This window comes from Amycolatopsis sp. NPDC050768 (genome assembly GCF_040654155.1).
Lineage (GTDB): Bacteria > Actinomycetota > Actinomycetes > Mycobacteriales > Pseudonocardiaceae > Amycolatopsis.
Genome location: NZ_JBFAHL010000027.1, coordinates 62,742 through 77,897 on the forward strand (window position 1 = coordinate 62,742; position 15,156 = coordinate 77,897).

Annotated in this window: 15 protein-coding genes; 2 read left to right on the forward strand and 13 right to left on the reverse strand. The window is 70.1% G+C overall.

What is annotated here, in order from left to right:
* Positions 1-8 precede the first annotated feature (8 nt).
* The 13 genes from AB0H62_RS46825 to AB0H62_RS46885 all read right to left on the reverse strand — a co-directional run bounded on the left by AB0H62_RS46825 (position 9) and on the right by AB0H62_RS46885 (position 11,932).
* Positions 9-815: an IclR family transcriptional regulator C-terminal domain-containing protein gene (locus AB0H62_RS46825; RefSeq protein WP_220237721.1), complete on the reverse strand. Its 807-nt coding sequence runs from the start codon at positions 813-815 to the stop codon at positions 9-11.
* Between the two features lie 10 nt (positions 816-825).
* Positions 826-1,239, reverse strand: a complete 414-nt coding sequence (gene pcaC, locus AB0H62_RS46830; RefSeq protein WP_220237720.1) for a 4-carboxymuconolactone decarboxylase — start codon at positions 1,237-1,239, stop codon at positions 826-828.
* Positions 1,239-2,018, reverse strand: a complete 780-nt coding sequence (gene pcaD / locus AB0H62_RS46835; RefSeq protein ID WP_360592588.1) for a 3-oxoadipate enol-lactonase — start codon at positions 2,016-2,018, stop codon at positions 1,239-1,241. The genes pcaC and pcaD overlap by 1 nt, the downstream gene beginning before the upstream one ends.
* Positions 2,019-2,049: 31 nt before the next feature.
* The gene (gene pcaG / locus AB0H62_RS46840) at positions 2,050-2,601 is read right to left on the reverse strand and encodes a protocatechuate 3,4-dioxygenase subunit alpha (protein ID WP_220237718.1); all 552 of its coding nucleotides are present in this window, start codon (positions 2,599-2,601) and stop codon (positions 2,050-2,052) included.
* Entirely contained in the window at positions 2,601-3,335 is a 735-nt protein-coding gene (gene pcaH, locus AB0H62_RS46845; protein ID WP_220237717.1) for a protocatechuate 3,4-dioxygenase subunit beta, read from the reverse strand. Before pcaH ends, pcaG begins: the two co-directional genes overlap by 1 nt.
* 52 nt (positions 3,336-3,387) lie before the next feature.
* Entirely contained in the window at positions 3,388-4,569 is a 1,182-nt protein-coding gene (locus tag AB0H62_RS46850) for a thiolase family protein (RefSeq protein ID WP_220237716.1), read from the reverse strand.
* Positions 4,566-5,321, reverse strand: coding sequence for a CoA-transferase subunit beta (locus AB0H62_RS46855; RefSeq protein WP_220237715.1), 756 nt, complete (start codon positions 5,319-5,321; stop codon positions 4,566-4,568). Before AB0H62_RS46855 ends, AB0H62_RS46850 begins: the two co-directional genes overlap by 4 nt.
* The gene (locus AB0H62_RS46860) at positions 5,318-6,127 is read right to left on the reverse strand and encodes a CoA transferase subunit A (RefSeq protein WP_220237714.1); all 810 of its coding nucleotides are present in this window, start codon (positions 6,125-6,127) and stop codon (positions 5,318-5,320) included. Before AB0H62_RS46860 ends, AB0H62_RS46855 begins: the two co-directional genes overlap by 4 nt.
* A gap of 209 nt (positions 6,128-6,336) precedes the next feature.
* On the reverse strand, positions 6,337-7,497 hold the full coding sequence (locus tag AB0H62_RS46865; protein WP_220247449.1) for a glycoside hydrolase family 27 protein: 1,161 nt from the start codon (positions 7,495-7,497) through the stop codon (positions 6,337-6,339).
* A 92-nt stretch (positions 7,498-7,589) separates the two neighbouring features.
* Positions 7,590-8,462, reverse strand: a complete 873-nt coding sequence (locus AB0H62_RS46870) for a carbohydrate ABC transporter permease (RefSeq protein WP_255637636.1) — start codon at positions 8,460-8,462, stop codon at positions 7,590-7,592.
* Position 8,463: 1 nt separating this feature from the next.
* Entirely contained in the window at positions 8,464-9,435 is a 972-nt protein-coding gene (locus AB0H62_RS46875) for a sugar ABC transporter permease (RefSeq protein WP_220237713.1), read from the reverse strand.
* Position 9,436: 1 nt separating this feature from the next.
* Entirely contained in the window at positions 9,437-10,723 is a 1,287-nt protein-coding gene (locus AB0H62_RS46880) for an extracellular solute-binding protein (RefSeq protein WP_255637635.1), read from the reverse strand.
* 9 nt (positions 10,724-10,732) lie between these two features.
* Positions 10,733-11,932 carry an ROK family protein gene (locus AB0H62_RS46885; protein WP_255637634.1) on the reverse strand — a complete coding sequence of 400 codons (1,200 nt, stop codon included), beginning with the start codon at positions 11,930-11,932 and terminating at the stop codon, positions 10,733-10,735.
* A gap of 76 nt (positions 11,933-12,008) precedes the next feature.
* Between AB0H62_RS46885 and AB0H62_RS46890 the strand changes: the two genes are divergently transcribed.
* Positions 12,009-14,093 (forward strand): alpha-galactosidase, encoded by a 2,085-nt coding sequence (locus AB0H62_RS46890; protein ID WP_220237712.1) that lies wholly within the window; start codon positions 12,009-12,011, stop codon positions 14,091-14,093.
* Between the two features lie 29 nt (positions 14,094-14,122).
* Positions 14,123-15,079, forward strand: a complete 957-nt coding sequence (locus tag AB0H62_RS46895; RefSeq protein WP_360592593.1) for a D-glycerate dehydrogenase — start codon at positions 14,123-14,125, stop codon at positions 15,077-15,079.
* The last annotated feature ends 77 nt before the right edge of the window (positions 15,080-15,156 follow it).

The following is a 15,156-nucleotide window of genomic DNA, read 5'->3' on the forward strand; positions in this document are numbered from 1 at the left end:
TGAGCGGGTCAGCCACGGACGGCCTGCGCGGGGCTCGAGCCGGCGAGGTCGGCGGCGATGGCGTGGGCCGTGTCGAGCAGGGGTGGCACCAGGTCTTCGCGGACGGAGTGGGCGGGGGTGCGGCTGGCGTGCGTGGAGATGTTCACGGCGGCGACCGCGCGGCCCTGGCGGTTGCGGATCGGCGCGGCGACCGAGCGCAGGCCCTCCTCAAGCTCCTGGTCGACCATGGCCCAGCCCTGCTCGGCGACCTGCGCGAGCTCGGCCTCGAGGGCGGCGCGGTCGGTGAGGGTGTGGGACGTGAGGCGGTCGAGGTCGGTGATCACGAAGTACGCCTCGAGCTCCGCCGCCGACATGTCGGCGAGCAGCACGTGGCCCATGGACGTGGCGTAGGCGGGGAACCGCGTGCCGACGTTGATGCTCACCGTCATGATGCGTGAAACCGCCACGCGCGCGATGTAGACGATGTCCGGCGGCTCCAGCACCGACACGGAGCTGGATTCCCGCACCAGCGCGGAAAGCCGCTCCAGGTGCGGCTGCGCGACCTCCGAAAGCGACAGGCTCGACAGGTACGCGTACCCCAGATCGAGCACGCGCGCGGTCAGTGAGAAGTACTTGCCGTCGGTGCGGACGTAGCCGAGATCCACGAGCGTGAGCAGGAACCGGCGCGCGGCGGCGCGCGTGAGGCCCGTGATCCGCGCGACGTCGCTGAGCGTCGGGTGCGGTGCCTGGGCGCTGAAGGCCTTGATCACCGCCAGCCCGCGCTCCAGCGACTGCACGTGGTGCGCGCCGCGTTCGGCCGGTTCGTCGGAGTCCATGCGGCGAACCCTATCCGGCGTCGGGGACCTGCGCGGTGGGCTCGCCCAGTTCGGCCAGCGTGCGCTGGGCGATGCCCATCGCGGTGTTCGCCGCGGGCACGCCGGCATACACGCCGGTGTGCATCAGGACCTCACGGATCTCCGCGGCGGTGAGGCCGTTGCGGACGGCCGCGCGCACGTGCATGGCCAGCTCGTCGTGGCAGTGCAACGCGGTGAGCGTGGCCAGCGTGATGCAGCTGCGCGTCTTGCGGTCCAGGCCGTCGCGCGTCCAGATCGAGCCCCACGCCGCCTCGGTGATGTACTCCTGGAACGGCTTGCTGAACTCCGTGGTCCGGGCCACCGACCCGTCCACGTGCTCGTCGCCCAGCACCTCGCGGCGCACCTTCATGCCCGCGTCGTAACGCTCGCCCGGAACGTCGACCATCACGCTGCCTCCGTGATCTGCTCGAGGATCAGCCGCGTGAACTCCGCGGGCTGCTCGTAGTTGCCCAGGTGCGCGGCCGAGGCGACGACCTCGAACCGCGCGCCCGGAATGCCTTCCGCGATGAGCTTGCCGTGCGGGTCGGGCGGTGTCGCGGGATCGTCGGCGCCGGAGATCACCAGCGTCGGCGTGGTGATCTTCGGCAGGTCGGCCAGCTGGTCCATCCGCTCGATCACGCCGCAGCAGGCCGCGTACCCCTCGTCCGGGCAGTCGGTCATCATCCCGCGCAGGAACGCCATCTCGTCCGGGTGCGACTGTGCGTACGCCGGCGTGACCCAGCGCCCCACGCCGGCCTCGGCGATGGCGCCGGTGCCCTCGGCCCGCACCAGCTTCGCGCGGTCCGCCCACCCCTGCGGCGGGCCGAGCTTCGCCGACGTGCAGCACAACGTCAGGCTCCGCAGCCGCTCGGCCGCGTGCACACCCAGCCACATCCCGGTCATCCCGCCGAGCGAAAGCCCGACGAGGTGCGCCCGCTCCACGCCCAGGCCGTCCAGCAGCGCCAGCACGTCACCGCCCAGATCGGCCAGGTCGTAGGGGCCGTCCGGCACGGGCGAAGCTCCGTGGCCGCGCGTGTCGTACCGCACGACCCGATAGCCGCGCTCGACGAGCGGCGCCACCTGCGGCTCCCACATGCGGTGGTCGCTGCCGATCGAGTTGGAGAACACCACCACCGGGCCGTCGCCGCGACCCTCGACGACCCGGTTTACCGCCACGCCGCTCACGCCTGTACCTCCAAAGTGGACAGTGAACCGATCAGAGCGCGAAGAAGACCGTCTCACCCTCGCCCTGCAGCCGCACGTCGAAGCGGTAACCGTCTTCGGTCTTCTTCGCCACGAGCGTGTTCCGGCGCTCGGCCGGCACGCTCGCCAGCACCGCGTCGCCCGAGTTGTCCTGGTCTTCGAAGTAGATCCGCGTGACGACCCGGTTGAGCAGCCCGCGCGCGAACACCGACACGTCGATGTGACGAGCCTGCTCGCCCTGTTCACCGGGCAGGACACCCGGCAGCAGCGTGAGGACGCGGTACTCGCCGTTCTTGTCGGTGGGGCACCGGCCGAACGCGCGGAAGCCCGACTCGCTGCGGCCCCGCGGGTCGTCCGGGTGGTCGAACCCGCCCTTCGGGTCGGCCTGCCAGGTCTCGATCATGGCGTCGGGCACGACCTCGCCCGCGCCGTCGGTGACGGTGCCGCGGATCCAGAACGCGCCTGGGGTGCCCTCGGGCACCACGAACGGCCCGTCTTCCCACGGCAACCCGATCGACAGGTACGGGCCGACGGTCTGCGACGGCGTCGTGAGCAGCTCGCCCATCAGTCCTCGTCCTCCTCGTCCTCGAACACCGACTGCTCACTGCCGCGCACGACGATGTCGAAGTCGTACGCCAGCGCCCACTCCGGCACCGTGCGCTCCAGGTTGAAGTGCGAGACCATCCGCTGCCGCGCCTTCTCGTCGGGGATCGAGTTGAAGATCGGATCCTGCGAGAACAGCGGGTCTTCCGGGAAGTACATCTGCGTGACCAGCCGCTGCGTGAACGCCGAGCCGAACACGGAGAAGTGGATGTGCGCGGGGCGCCAGGCGTTGTCGTGGTTCTTCCACGGGTACGCACCGGGCTTGATGGTGGTGAACTCGTAGCGGCCGTCGCCGTCGGTCAGCGCCCGGCCGAGCCCGGAGAAGTTCGGGTCGATCGGCGACGGCCAGCGGTCGCCGGTGTGGCGGTAGCGCCCACCCGCGTTGGCCTGCCAGATCTCGACCAGCGAGTTGCGGATCGGGCGGCCGTCGCCGTCGAGCAGCCGGCCGGTGACGATGATGCGCTGGCCCTGAGGCTCGCCGTCGTGCTGGCGGGTGAGGTCGTTGTCGAGCTCGCCGAGGCGGCCCGGGCCGAGCAGCGGCCCGGTGACCTCGGTGAGCATCTGCGGGAGCAGCACGAGCGGCTGCGACGGGTGGCGCAGCTTCGTGGAGCCGTACCCCGCGAAGTCCAGCGGAGCGTTCGTCCCCTCCGGCTCCCGCGGGTAGCGGGGCAGGCGGAGATCGGTGGGAGCGGCCACAGTTCCTCCGTATCCGGTCGGTGGTGTCGGATCAGTTTTCAGAACAGGGGTGTCACTGGCGTTCGAGGACGACGGCGAGCCCCTGGCCCACGCCGATGCAGATCGCGGCGACGCCGTAGCGCCCGCCCGTCTGCTGCAGCCGGTAGGCGAGCGTGCCGAGGATCCGGCCGCCCGACGCGCCGAGCGGGTGCCCGATCGCGATGGCCCCGCCGTGGACGTTCATGAGCTCGGGGTCGAGCTCCTTCCACTCCTTGAGGCACGCCAGCGACTGCGCGGCGAACGCCTCGTTGAGCTCCACGGCCGCGACGTCGCCCCACCCGATGCCGGCGCGCTCCAGCGCGATCTCGGCCGCGCGGACCGGGCCGACGCCGAAGACGTTGGGCTCGACGCCCGCCGCACCCCGGCCGGCGATCCGGGCCAGCGGCGCCTTGCCGAGCCGCTTGCCGGCCGCCTCGTCGCCCAGCAGCAGCGCGGAGGCACCGTCGTTGATCGGCGACGAGTTGCCGGCCGTGACCGTGCCGCCGTCGCGCTTGAACGCCGGCTTCAGCTTCGCCAGCTTCTCCACGGTGGAGTCGGGGCGGATGCCCTCGTCGCGCGTCAGCTCGACGCCCTCGACCGGCACCACGTGGTTGTCGTAGAAGCCCTCGTCCCACGCGCGGGCCGCGTTGACGTGGCTGCGCACCGCGAACTCGTCCTGCTCCTCGCGCGTGATGCCGTAGCGCTCGGCGAGGTACTCGGTGGAGTCACCGTTGGAGATCACGTACTCCTGCGGCATGGCCGGGTTGACCATGCGCCAGCCCAGCGCCGAGTTGTACAGCGTCTGGTTGGCGGCCGGGAACGCCTTGTCCGGCTTGGCCATCACCAGCGGTGCGCGGCTCATGGACTCCACGCCACCGGCGGCGATCAGCGACGCGTCGCCCACCTGGATCGTGCGGCTGGCCTGCATCACGGCGTCGAGACCCGAGCCGCACAGCCGGTTGAGCGTGCCGCCCGGCACGGTCACCGGCCAGCCCGCGAGCAGCGTGGCCATGCGCGCCACGTTGCGGTTGTCCTCACCGGCGCCGTTGGCGTCGCCGAGCAGCACCTCGTCCACAGTGGACGGATCGAGGTCGTTGCGCTCGACGAGCGACTTCAGCACGGTGGCGGCGAGGTCGTCGGGACGCACCTTCGCCAGCGCGCCGCCGTGGCGGCCGAAGGGGGTGCGGATCGCGTCGAACAGGAATACGTCGCTCATTCGCCGGCCTTCTTCAGAGATCGGAGCAGGGTCAGTTCTTCGTCGGTGGGCGCCGGGGTGGTCTTGAGGTCCGCCGCCACCTTCAGTTTCCACCCGGTGGCCGCGATCGCCTGCTCGACCTCGATGCCGGGGTGCAGTTCGGTGAGTGTGAGCTCGGCGGTCTCCGGGTCGGGCCGCATGAGGCCGAGGTCGGTGACCACCAGCGTCGGGCCCGCGCCGGGCAGGCCGAGCTTCTCGCGGTCGCCCTTGCCCGTGCCGTGGCCGAACGAGGTGATGAAGTCGACCTTGTCCACGAACGCGCGCGGGCTCTGCCGCAGCACGATGAACACCTCCTTGCAGGAGGCGGCGATCTCGGGCGCGCCACCCGCGCCGGGGAGGCGGACCTTCGGGTCGTGGTAGTCGGACCCGATCACGGTGGTGTTGATGTTGCCGAACTTGTCGAGCTGCGCCGCGCCGAGGAAGCCGACGTCGATGCGCCCGGGCTGCAGCCAGTAGTTGAAGACCTCGGGCACGCTCACCACGGCGTCGGCCGTGTCGGCCAGCTCGCCGTCGCCGATCGACAGCGGCAGCCGGGTCGGCTTCGCGCCAAGGCAGCCGGATTCGTAGATCAGCGTGAGGTTCGGCGCGTGCGTGCGCCGCGCCAGGTTGGCGGCGGTGCTCGGCAGGCCGATGCCCACGAAGCAGGACATGCCCTCGCCGAGCGCGCGCGCCGCGGCGATGCTCATCATCTCGTCGGCGGTGTACTCGCTCATGCCTTCACCCCGGTCAGCTCGTTCAGCCACTTGGTGAACTCGTCGCGGTCGCGTCCGATCAGGTCCCACGCCTGGTAGGCGGAGTTGTCACGCTCGTAGTAGCCCGCGGCGTACGACGGCTTCGCGCCGCCCGGCACCTCGGCGACGGCGGTGACGGCCCACGTGGGCAGCACGAGCGCGCCCGGCTTCGGCTCCAGCTCGTCGACGACCTCTTCCACGGTGACCAGCGACCGCTTCGCCGCCAGCACCGCTTCCTTCTGCACGCCGGCGATGCCCCACAGCTGCACGTTGCCCGCGCGGTCGGCGCGTTGCGCGTGCACGATCGTGACGTCGGGGTTCAGCGCCGGGACCGCCGTGAGCTGCTCACCGGTGAACGGGCAGGTGATCGGCTTGATCGTGTCCGTCTGCGCCGGCAGGTCGGTGCCCGTGTAGCCGCGCAGCACCGCGAACGGCAGGCCGGACGCGCCGGCGACGTAGCGGTTGGCCATGCCCGCGTGGCTGTGCTCCTCGATCTCCAGCGGCACCGGCCAGCTGTGCTGCACGGCGTCGCGGAACCGGTGCAGGGAGCCGACGCCCGGGTTGCCGCCCCACGAGAAGATCAGCTTACTCGCGCAGCCCGCGCCGATCAGCTGGTCGTAGACGATGTCGGGGGTCATCCGGACCAGCGTGAGGTTCTTGCGCCCCTGCCGGATGATCTCGTGCCCGGCCTCGACCGGGATGAGGTGCGTGAACCCCTCGAGCGCGACGGTGTCCCCGTCGTGCACCAGCTCGGCGACTGCCTCGCCGAGCGACAGCACCCTAGCCATCGCGAGCCTTTCCGTCCTGGATCTCGACCGCGCCCGCCAACACCGTAAAGTGTTCGCTCCGATGTTCGCATCGCGCACACAAGTTCTTGATATGAACATAGCACGAACCAGCGCCCCGACGCGAGGCCCCGAAACCCGCCCGAGAACACCCGGAAACACAGAAAGGCTCCTCCCCCAACGATCTCAGGGTAGGAGCCTTCAGCAGGAAATCAGCCGACCGTGATCAACCGCGACCCGTGGGCCGGTACCGCGGTCGCCGTCCACGAACCCGAGAACGAGCCCAGATCCGCCCGCGCCACCAGGTCACGCACCGCGCGCGAACCCGACAGCCCCGGCGACGACCAGCTCACCGAGATGCTCGCCGCCGACGAACCCAGGTTGTAGACCGCCACCGCCTGCTTCCCGCCGGCCAGCTGCTTCTTCCACACCTGCAGCGTCCCGCCCGCGACCTGCGCCGGGTAGGTGCCCGACTGGTCGACGGAGATCACCTCGGGGTTCGTGAGGACGCGCACAGCCGAATCGTCCAGGAAGTACACGTCACCACCCACGTACAGCGGCGAAGACGCCATCGACCAGAACGTCATCACGCTCTGCCGCTCGGCGTCGTTCAGCCCGTCCTGGATCCCGCTCCCGGTGTTGTTCGAGATCGGCATCGAGTCCAGGTCCGGCCGGTATCCGGCATTGAACACGCCCTGCCACGCCGGCAGGTCGTCCCCGCGTTTCTTCACCGAGCTGTCCCACGAAGACACCGACTCGCAGTAGCACTCCACATCGGTGTCCACGCGCACGCTGTTCGCGTACGGCGCCAGCCCCGGTCCCGCTTCGCGCGGCACCGGCCAAGCGCTGGCCGTCAGCCACATCGCGCGCCCGGAGTGATCGATCGCCTTCGACCACGCGGCGATGTCGGGCACGTTGTCCGCCGTCGTGCCGTCGACCTTCAGGAAGTCCACGCCCCACGAAGCGAACTTCGCGACCACGGAGTCGTAGTACTTCTGCGCGCACGGGTTGCTGTAGTCGACCTTCCAGTTGCCGCCCCACATGTTCGACGGCGTGAGTGGCAGCACGACGATGTCGCGCGTGTGACACGTCGTGGCGACGATGGGCGCGTTCTTGTCGTAGACCTCCTTGTCGAGCCCGGTCGCCGCGTACAGGCCGATCTTCAGGCCCTTTCCGTGCACGTAGGACGCCAGCGGCGCCATACCGTTCGGGAATCGCCCCGGATCGGGGTCGGCGATCCCGTTGGCGTCGCCGTGGAACACCCAGTCGAAGTTCGCGTTCCAGCCCGCATCGAGGTTGATGTTCGTGTCCCCAGCGGATTTGAGCTTGGCCGACACGGCGTCGGCCGCATCGCGGATGTGGGAGTCGACCAGCCAGCTCGTGCCGTACTCAGCAGACGGCGGTTACCGTCCACAGTCGACGGAGTGTGGACTTCATCGGTCACGCTCCCGGTGGGGTGGGGGGATTACTCCTTCATCCCGCTCGCCGCGATGCCGCGGACGATGAACCGTTGCGCCACCAGGAACATCGCCACGAGCGGGGCGATGGTCACGAGCGCGCCGGCGAACAGGGCGGGCAGGTTGATCGTCTGCGCGGTGAGGAACGTCGAGAGCGCGATCTGGGCCGTCCACGACGACGGGTCCTGCCCGATGACCAGCGGCCACAGGAAGGAGTTCCAGCTCTCGATGAACATCAGCGCGCCGAGGGAGGCGATCATGCTGCCGGAGTTGGGCAGCACGAGCCTGCGGTACACGCCGAGGTACCCGAGTCCGTCGAGCCGGCCCGCCTCCTCGATCTCCGCCGGGAACCGCAGGTAGAAGTTGCGGAAGAGGATCACCGTGAACGCGCTGAACAGGTTCGGCGCGATGATGCCCCACTCGGTGTTCACCCCGCCCATGGCGCCGACGACCACGAACGTCGGCACGAACGTGACCGACTGCGGGATCATCAGCGTCACCAGCACGTAGGTGAACACCGCGCGCCGGCCCGGCACGTTGATGCGGGCCAGCGCGTAGCCCGCCATCGAGCCGAACATCGTGCCCACCGGCGCCGTGATGATGGCGATGACGAACGAGTTGAGCAGCGCATGGGCCATCGGCACCGACGCGTCGGCGAACAGGTCGCCGAAGTTGACCCACGAAAGCGGGTCCGGCAACCACGACCACTCGGGCGAGGCGACCTGCGCGCGCGTCATCAACGCGTTGCGCACCATGATGTAGAACGGCAGGAGGAAGATCAGCACGAGCACGGTGGCCAGCGCGTACTTCGGCATGCGGCTCCAGCCGGCCGGGCGGCGTTCCCGCACCTTCGCCGGTGCCTTGGCGGTCAGCACGGCCATGTCAGTCCTTCTTCCCGAAGCCCACGAACTTCCCCTGCAGCAACGTGATCGCCACGATGATCACCGTGAGCAGGAACGCGCCCGCGGAACCGACGCCGTAGTTCTGGTCGCCCAGCGCGGAGTCGTAGAGGTACACCAGCGGCGGCTTCACGGGCGCGGTCGCCGTGCCGGAAAGACCGGTGCCGAACAGGTTGTAGAACTCGTCGAACGCCTGGAACGCCGCGATGAGGATGAGCAGCAGCACCGCCACCGACGTGTTCCGCAGCTGCGGCAACGTGATGTAGCGGAAGGCCTGCCACTTCGACGTGCCGTCGAGCTCACCCGCTTCGTAGAGCGAAGGCGAGATCGCCTGCAGGCCCGCGAGGAAAAGGATCATGTACAGCCCGACCTGCAGCCACAGCCGCAGCGTGACCACCGCGACCCAGTACACCGGCGGGCTCGTCTCCGACAGCCACGCCACGGGGTCGGCGCCGAACAGGCCGCCGATCACGTTCGCGACCCCCGAGGGCAGGCCGTTGAACAGCGCCATCTTCCACACGAGCGCGGCGACCACGTAGGACACCGCGCCGGGGATGAGGAATACCGTGCGGAAGAACGCCCTGCCGCGGCGGATGCTGTTGACCAGCACGGCCAGTGCCAGCGACGCGACGAACGTGACCGGCACGATGAACACCGTGAACAGCGCGATGATCAGCAGCGAGTCGCGGAACGCGGGATCGGACAACAGGAACGTGTAGTTGTCGAAGCCGATCCACTTGCCCAGCGAGATCGTGCCGCGCGCGTCGTTGAACGAGAGCAGGAAGCTCCACGCGATCGCGACGTACTTGAACACGCCGAGCCCGATCACCACCGGGGCGGTGAGCAGCGTGAACGCGCCGACCGCGCGCCAGTCCACCTTCCGGCGGCGCCGCTTGGCGGGCGCCGCCGGAGTACTGGTGGAGGGCGACAGGACTGAAGGGGACGAGACAGCCATGTCAGGCGAGCTGCTTGTCGACTTCGGACTGGGCGCGCTTCGCCGCGTCGCCGAGCTCGGCGGCGGGGTCGGCCTGACCGTTGGCGATCTTCGTGGCCGCTTGCAGGAACAGCGTCGCCGACGCCTTGTTCCACAGCCCCGAGTACGACAACCCGTTCTGCTGCGAGATCGTGACGGCGTCCTTCGCCGCGCCGGACGAGAACTCGGTCGTCTGCGCCGCGACCTCCTTGCGCGCCGGGATGTGGAAGCCGTACTTGACGCACCAGTCCTTCTGCAGGTCGGCCTGCTGGACCCACAGCCAGTTGATGAACTTCTTGGCGGCGTCGAGGTTCTTGCTCTTCGCGTTGGCCAGCTGGTACCAGCCGCCGACGCGCGCGACCTGGCGGCCCGCGTCACCGAACTTCGGCCACGGCACCACGCCGAAGTCGTCGCCGAGTGCCTTTTTGATGTCCGGCAGCGACCACAGGCCGCCCCACTGCATCGCGGTGGCGTTGTCGGAGAAAGCGCCGGGGTCGGACCAGTCGGTGGGGTAACCCTGCAGCAGGCCACCCGTGTCGTGCAGCTGCTTGAGGCCCGCGATCGCGGCGACGGCCTCGGGGGTGGCGAACGCGATCTTCTTGCCACTGGCGTCGAAGAAGTCGGCGCCCGAGGACCACAGCAGCAGGGTGGCGGCCTCGCCGACGCCGTCGGTGCCGACGTAGAGGCCCTTCTGCTTGCTCGTGGTGAGCTTGCGCGTCGCGTCGAGCAGCTCGGCGAACGTCGTCGGCGGCTTGACCCCGGCCGCGGCCAGCACGCTCTTGCGGTAGTACAGCATCATGACGTCGTCGATCGTCTTGACGCCGTAGATCTTGCCCTCGACGGTCGCGGTGTCCAGCGCGGCCTTGGAGAAGTCGCCCTTGACCGGGTCCACGATGTCGTCGAGCGGGGCCAGCAAGCCGTTCTTCACGTTCTGGTAGCGAAAGTCGCCGATTTCGAACAGGTCGGGCGCGTCCGCGGTGAGCATGGCGGAGTTGAGCTTGGTCTCGTAGTCACCGGCGATCCAGCTGACCTTGATCGCGATGTCCGGGTTGGCCTTGGTGAAATCCTGCGCGTAGCGCTGCACCGCCTGCTGCGTGCCCGATTCGCCGTACGCGTGGTACCACTGGTTGAGCGTGACCTTCGCCCCGCCCGCGGCACCGGAGTTCTTGTTCAACGGGTCGGAGGTGCAGCCGGCCAGGGCGGCTCCCCCGGCGAACAGCACGGAGCCGACGAGGAAGCTCCTGCGCGACAGGTTTGGGGACGGGGCCATGACTTCTCCTCACAAACGGTCGGACACGAAAAGACTCTGAACGGCGACAGCGGCGGCGCCCCGTGCCCATTCCTCGAACGGCAGCGGCCGGATCACCAGGCCGCACCGCGCGGCACTGCCGAACGCCTGCTCCGCGAACGTGCGGCGGATCTGGTCCTCGAACAGGTCGTAGGTGGCCACGCCCTCGCCCGAGACGACGACCCGTTCCGGGCCGAAAAGGTTGACCAGCGCAGCGAGACCGAGCCCGATCGCGTGGCCCGCGGTCGCGAAGACGGCCCGCAACGGCTCGTCCCCCGCCCGAGCCCTCGCGACGGCCTCGTCCAGCGTCAGCGCCGGATCCCCCGCGACCCGGCGCGCACTCGCGACGATCGCCTCGGTCGACGCGATCGCCTCCACACAGCCCGTGCCACCGCAGTGGCAGGCCGGGCCGTCGGCTCCCATGCCGGCGACCGGGACGTGCCCGATCTCGCCGGCCACCCCGTGCGCGCCGCCGACGAGCCGGCCGTCGAGCACGAGGGCACTTCCTATGCCGGTACCCACGGTGACCAGCGCGAACGACGAGGCGCCGACGCCTTCGCCGAACCACTGCTCGGCCACGGTGAGCGCCTTGACGTCGTTCTCGAGCGTGGTCGCCAGGCCCGTGCTCTCCTCCAGCAGCTCGGCCAGCGGCACGTCACGCCAGCCGAGGAAGGGTGAGTAGCGCACGACGCCGGTGTCGCGGTCGACGTCGCCGGAAATGGCCACGCCCAGGCAGTAGGCCCGGTCGCGGAAGCTGGTGGCGCCGTCGGGCGCCGAGCCGGCCAGCAGCTCGGCGACGAGGTCGACCAGCGCGCGCACCACGTGATCCACGTCGTGGCTGGTCAGCGGGTGGTGCTTGGCCACGCGGATCTGGGCCTGCAGGTCGGTGACCACGCCGATCAGGTCGTCGCCGGTGATCTTGACGCCGATGAAGTACTCGCGGTCGGGCCGGATGGCGAGCGGGCTGGCCGGCCGGCCGGCGCCGGGCGCGGTGCGTTCGGCGGAGGCGAGCTCTTCGAGGTAACCGGCTTCGATGAACGGGCGCGCGGCCTTCGTGACGGCGGCCGAGGAGAGGCCTGTGCGGCGGGCGACGTCCACGCGGCTGACCGGACCCTGGGTCAGCACCGTGGTGAACACGGTGGCCGCGGCGGGACTCGTGATCGGCGCCCTTGCCGGTGCACTGCGTGGCATGCGCGGAACCGTACGACGGATAAATTAACTTCGTCAAGAATTTATTTTTCCGCTGGTCATCCCTACGCTCTGACCCATGTCCGTGGAATTCGACGTCGATCACCGGCTGTGGCTGCTGCGAACCCCCGAGTCGGCGTACGCCTTCCGGCTCGACGAAGCCGATCAGCCGCGGCACGTGCACTGGGGCCCGCCACTCACGCTGGAGCAGGCGGCGCAGATCCCGAGCCGGCGCAATCCCGTGGACTCGAGCTTCGACGAGCCGGGCGACGACCGGCCCGAGCTGGCGACCGAGGGCGGCGCGTTCTTCGGCGTGGCCGGGCTGTCGGTGCGGTTCGCGGACGGGACGCAGGCCGTGGAGTGGGCGTACGCCGGACACGACACCGGACACGACGCCGGGGACGGGCTGGTCGTGCGGCTGAAGGATCGGCACTTCGGCCTCGTAGCGGAATTGCACTACGTCCTCCGTGGTGACGTCGTCGAGCGGCACGTGGTGCTGCGCAACACCGGAACCGAGCCGATCTCCTTGTTGCGCACGGATTCCGCGGCCTGGACGCTCCCCTGTCGCGACGCCTACCGCGTCTCCCACACGACGGGTGCTTGGAGCGCGGAAGCCGGGCTGCTGCGGGAAACCCTGCCCGTCGGCGAGACGACGCTGACGAGCCGGCGCGGGGTTTCCAGCCACCAGGCCCAGCCCTGGGTGATGCTCGACGACGGCACCGCCACCGAAACGCGCGGCGAAGTCTGGAGCACGGCGCTGGCGTGGAGCGGCAGCTGGCGGATCACCGTCGAGCGCTCGCACACCGGCCGCGTGACGTGGACCGGCGGGTTCGGGCACGAGGGCGTGCAGTGGTCGCTGGACCCGGGCGAGACCTGGGAAACGCCCGTGTTCGCCGGGTTGTACGCGGCCGGCGGTTTCGGCGGGGCGAGCCGGCGGTGGCACTCGTACGTGCGCACGTTCGTCCAGCCACACCACGAAGAGCTACGCCCGGTCGCCTACAACTCGTGGGAGGCCACGGGCTGGGACGTCGACGAGCCCGGCCAGCTCAAGCTCGCCGCCATCGCCGGCGAGGTGGGCGCGGAGCTGTTCGTGGTCGACGACGGCTGGTTCGGCGCGCGCACCGGCGACACCGCGGGCCTCGGCGACTGGACCGTGAACCGCGAACGCTTCCCCGAGGGGCTCGGCCCGCTCGTGACCGAGGTGCACCGGCTCGGCATGGGCTTCGGCCTGTGGGTCGAGCCGGAGATGGTCAACCCCGACAGCGACCTCTACCGCGCACACCCGGACTGGGTGCTGCACATGCCGCACCGCGAGCGGACCACGCTGCGCAACCAGCTCGTGCTCGACTTCGGCCGGCCCGAGGTCGCCGACTGGGCGTACAAGTGGCTGCACCGGCTGGTCGCCGAGCACGGCATCGACTACCTCAAGTGGGACATGAACCGTGCGTTCACGGAGGCGGGTCCCGGGCCCGTCTGGGTCGACCACGTGCGCGCGGTCTACGGCGTGCTCGACCGACTGCGGGCCGACCACCCGGCGTTGCGGATCCAGGCCTGCGCGGGCGGCGGCGGGCGCACGGACCTGGGGATCCTCGCGCGCACCGACGAGATCTGGGCCTCGGACAACACCGACGCGGCCGATCGCGTCAAGATCCAGCACGGCTTCTCGCAGGTGCTGCCCGCGGGCGCGATGGCCGCGTGGGTCACCGACAGCCCGAACCCGCTGACCGGCCGCGAGGCGCCGCTCGAGTTCCGCTTCCACGTCGCGATGGCCGGCGTGCTCGGCCTCGGCGGCGATCTCACGAAGTGGACCGACGACGAGCTGCGCCGCACCGCCGAGCTCGTGGCTCTGTACAAGGAGATCCGGCCCGTCGTGCAGCACGGCGAGGCCTACCGGCTGGCCGATCCCGCCGTCTCCCCGCTCACCGCGGTGCAGTTCGTGCTCGGCGACGACGTCGTAGTGCTGTTCGCGCGGCGCCCGCACGACCACGGCCGGCCGATCGTCACGCCGGTGCTCCAGGGCCTCGACCCGGACGCGGTCTACCACGATGTGGGAACCGGAACCACGCACCACGGAGCCGTGCTGACGACCCACGGCCTGCTCATCGACCTGGCCGGCACTTCCGCCGCGAGCGTGCTCGTGCGGCTGCGGCGCGAACCTCGCTAACGGACTGCTCCACCCATTAGGCTGCCGATGTGCCCGATCGCCCCCTCATCGCCGTGACGCGCTGGATTCCCGACGACGCGGTGAAGGTGCTCGCCGACGCGGGAGAAGTGCGGGTGTCCGAACTCGACCGCCCGCTCACGCCCGAGGAGCTGCGGTCGTTCGTGGCCGGGGCGTCGGCGATCGTCTCGATGCTGCACGACCGGATCGACGCGTCCGTGGTCGAAGCGGCAGGGCCACAGCTGGCCGTGGTCGCGAACGTGGCCGTGGGCTACGACAACGTCGACGTGCCGGCGCTGGCCGCGCGCGAGGTGACCGTGACCAACACCCCCGGCGTGCTCACCGACGCGACGGCGGACCTGGCGTTCGGGCTGCTGCTGGCCGTCACGCGCCGGCTCGGTGAGGGCGAACGGCTGCTGCGGGCGCGGCAGCCGTGGTCGTTCCACCTGGGGTTCCTGCTCGGTTCGGGGTTGCAGGGCAAAACGCTCGGCATCGTCGGGCTCGGGCAGATCGGCCGCGCGATGGCCACGCGGGCAGCGGCGTTCGGGCTGCGGACCGTCTACTCGGGACGGTCGGCGAAACCGGACTTCGACGGCGAGTTCGTGCCGTTCGACGAGCTGCTGCGCCGTTCGGACTTCGTCTCGCTGCACTGCCCGCTCACGCCGGAGACGCGCCACCTGATCGACGCGGCGGCGTTGCGCGCCATGAAACGCACCGCGTACCTCGTGAACACCACGCGCGGCCCGGTCGTCGACGAGGCGGCGCTGGCCGACGCGTTGGAGGCCGGCGAGATCGCGGGCGCCGCGCTGGACGTGTTCGAACGCGAGCCCGAGGTCGAACCGCGGCTGCTGGAGCGCGACGACGTCGTGGTCATGCCGCACCTGGGCTCGGCGACCGTGGAGACGCGCACCGCGATGGCCGTGCTGGCCGCCCGAAACGTGACCTCGGTACTCGCCGGGGAAGCACCGCTGACGGAGGTCTTGTGTTGATTGTTACCAATCCGACTACAGCCACGGCGGGAACAGTTGCCCGCCGCGGTGACGTCCAGCTGCGTACCCGCCTACTT

Excerpts from the sequence above, each read along its gene's own strand:
- AB0H62_RS46875 (WP_220237713.1), bottom strand. The coding sequence starts at position 9,435 with ATGGCTGTCTCGTCCCCTTCAGTCCTGTCGCCCTCCACCAGTACTCCG.
- AB0H62_RS46880 (WP_255637635.1), bottom strand. The coding sequence starts at position 10,723 with ATGGCCCCGTCCCCAAACCTGTCGCGCAGGAGCTTCCTCGTCGGCTCC.
- pcaG (WP_220237718.1), bottom strand. The coding sequence starts at position 2,601 with ATGGGCGAGCTGCTCACGACGCCGTCGCAGACCGTCGGCCCGTACCTG.
- AB0H62_RS46870 (WP_255637636.1), bottom strand. The coding sequence starts at position 8,462 with ATGGCCGTGCTGACCGCCAAGGCACCGGCGAAGGTGCGGGAACGCCGC.
- AB0H62_RS46860 (WP_220237714.1), bottom strand. The coding sequence starts at position 6,127 with ATGGCTAGGGTGCTGTCGCTCGGCGAGGCAGTCGCCGAGCTGGTGCAC.
- pcaC (WP_220237720.1), bottom strand. The coding sequence starts at position 1,239 with ATGGTCGACGTTCCGGGCGAGCGTTACGACGCGGGCATGAAGGTGCGC.
- AB0H62_RS46890 (WP_220237712.1), top strand. The coding sequence starts at position 12,009 with ATGTCCGTGGAATTCGACGTCGATCACCGGCTGTGGCTGCTGCGAACC.
- AB0H62_RS46850 (WP_220237716.1), bottom strand. The coding sequence starts at position 4,569 with ATGAGCGACGTATTCCTGTTCGACGCGATCCGCACCCCCTTCGGCCGC.
- AB0H62_RS46885 (WP_255637634.1), bottom strand. The coding sequence starts at position 11,932 with ATGCCACGCAGTGCACCGGCAAGGGCGCCGATCACGAGTCCCGCCGCG.
- AB0H62_RS46825 (WP_220237721.1), bottom strand. The coding sequence starts at position 815 with ATGGACTCCGACGAACCGGCCGAACGCGGCGCGCACCACGTGCAGTCG.
- AB0H62_RS46855 (WP_220237715.1), bottom strand. The coding sequence starts at position 5,321 with ATGAGCGAGTACACCGCCGACGAGATGATGAGCATCGCCGCGGCGCGC.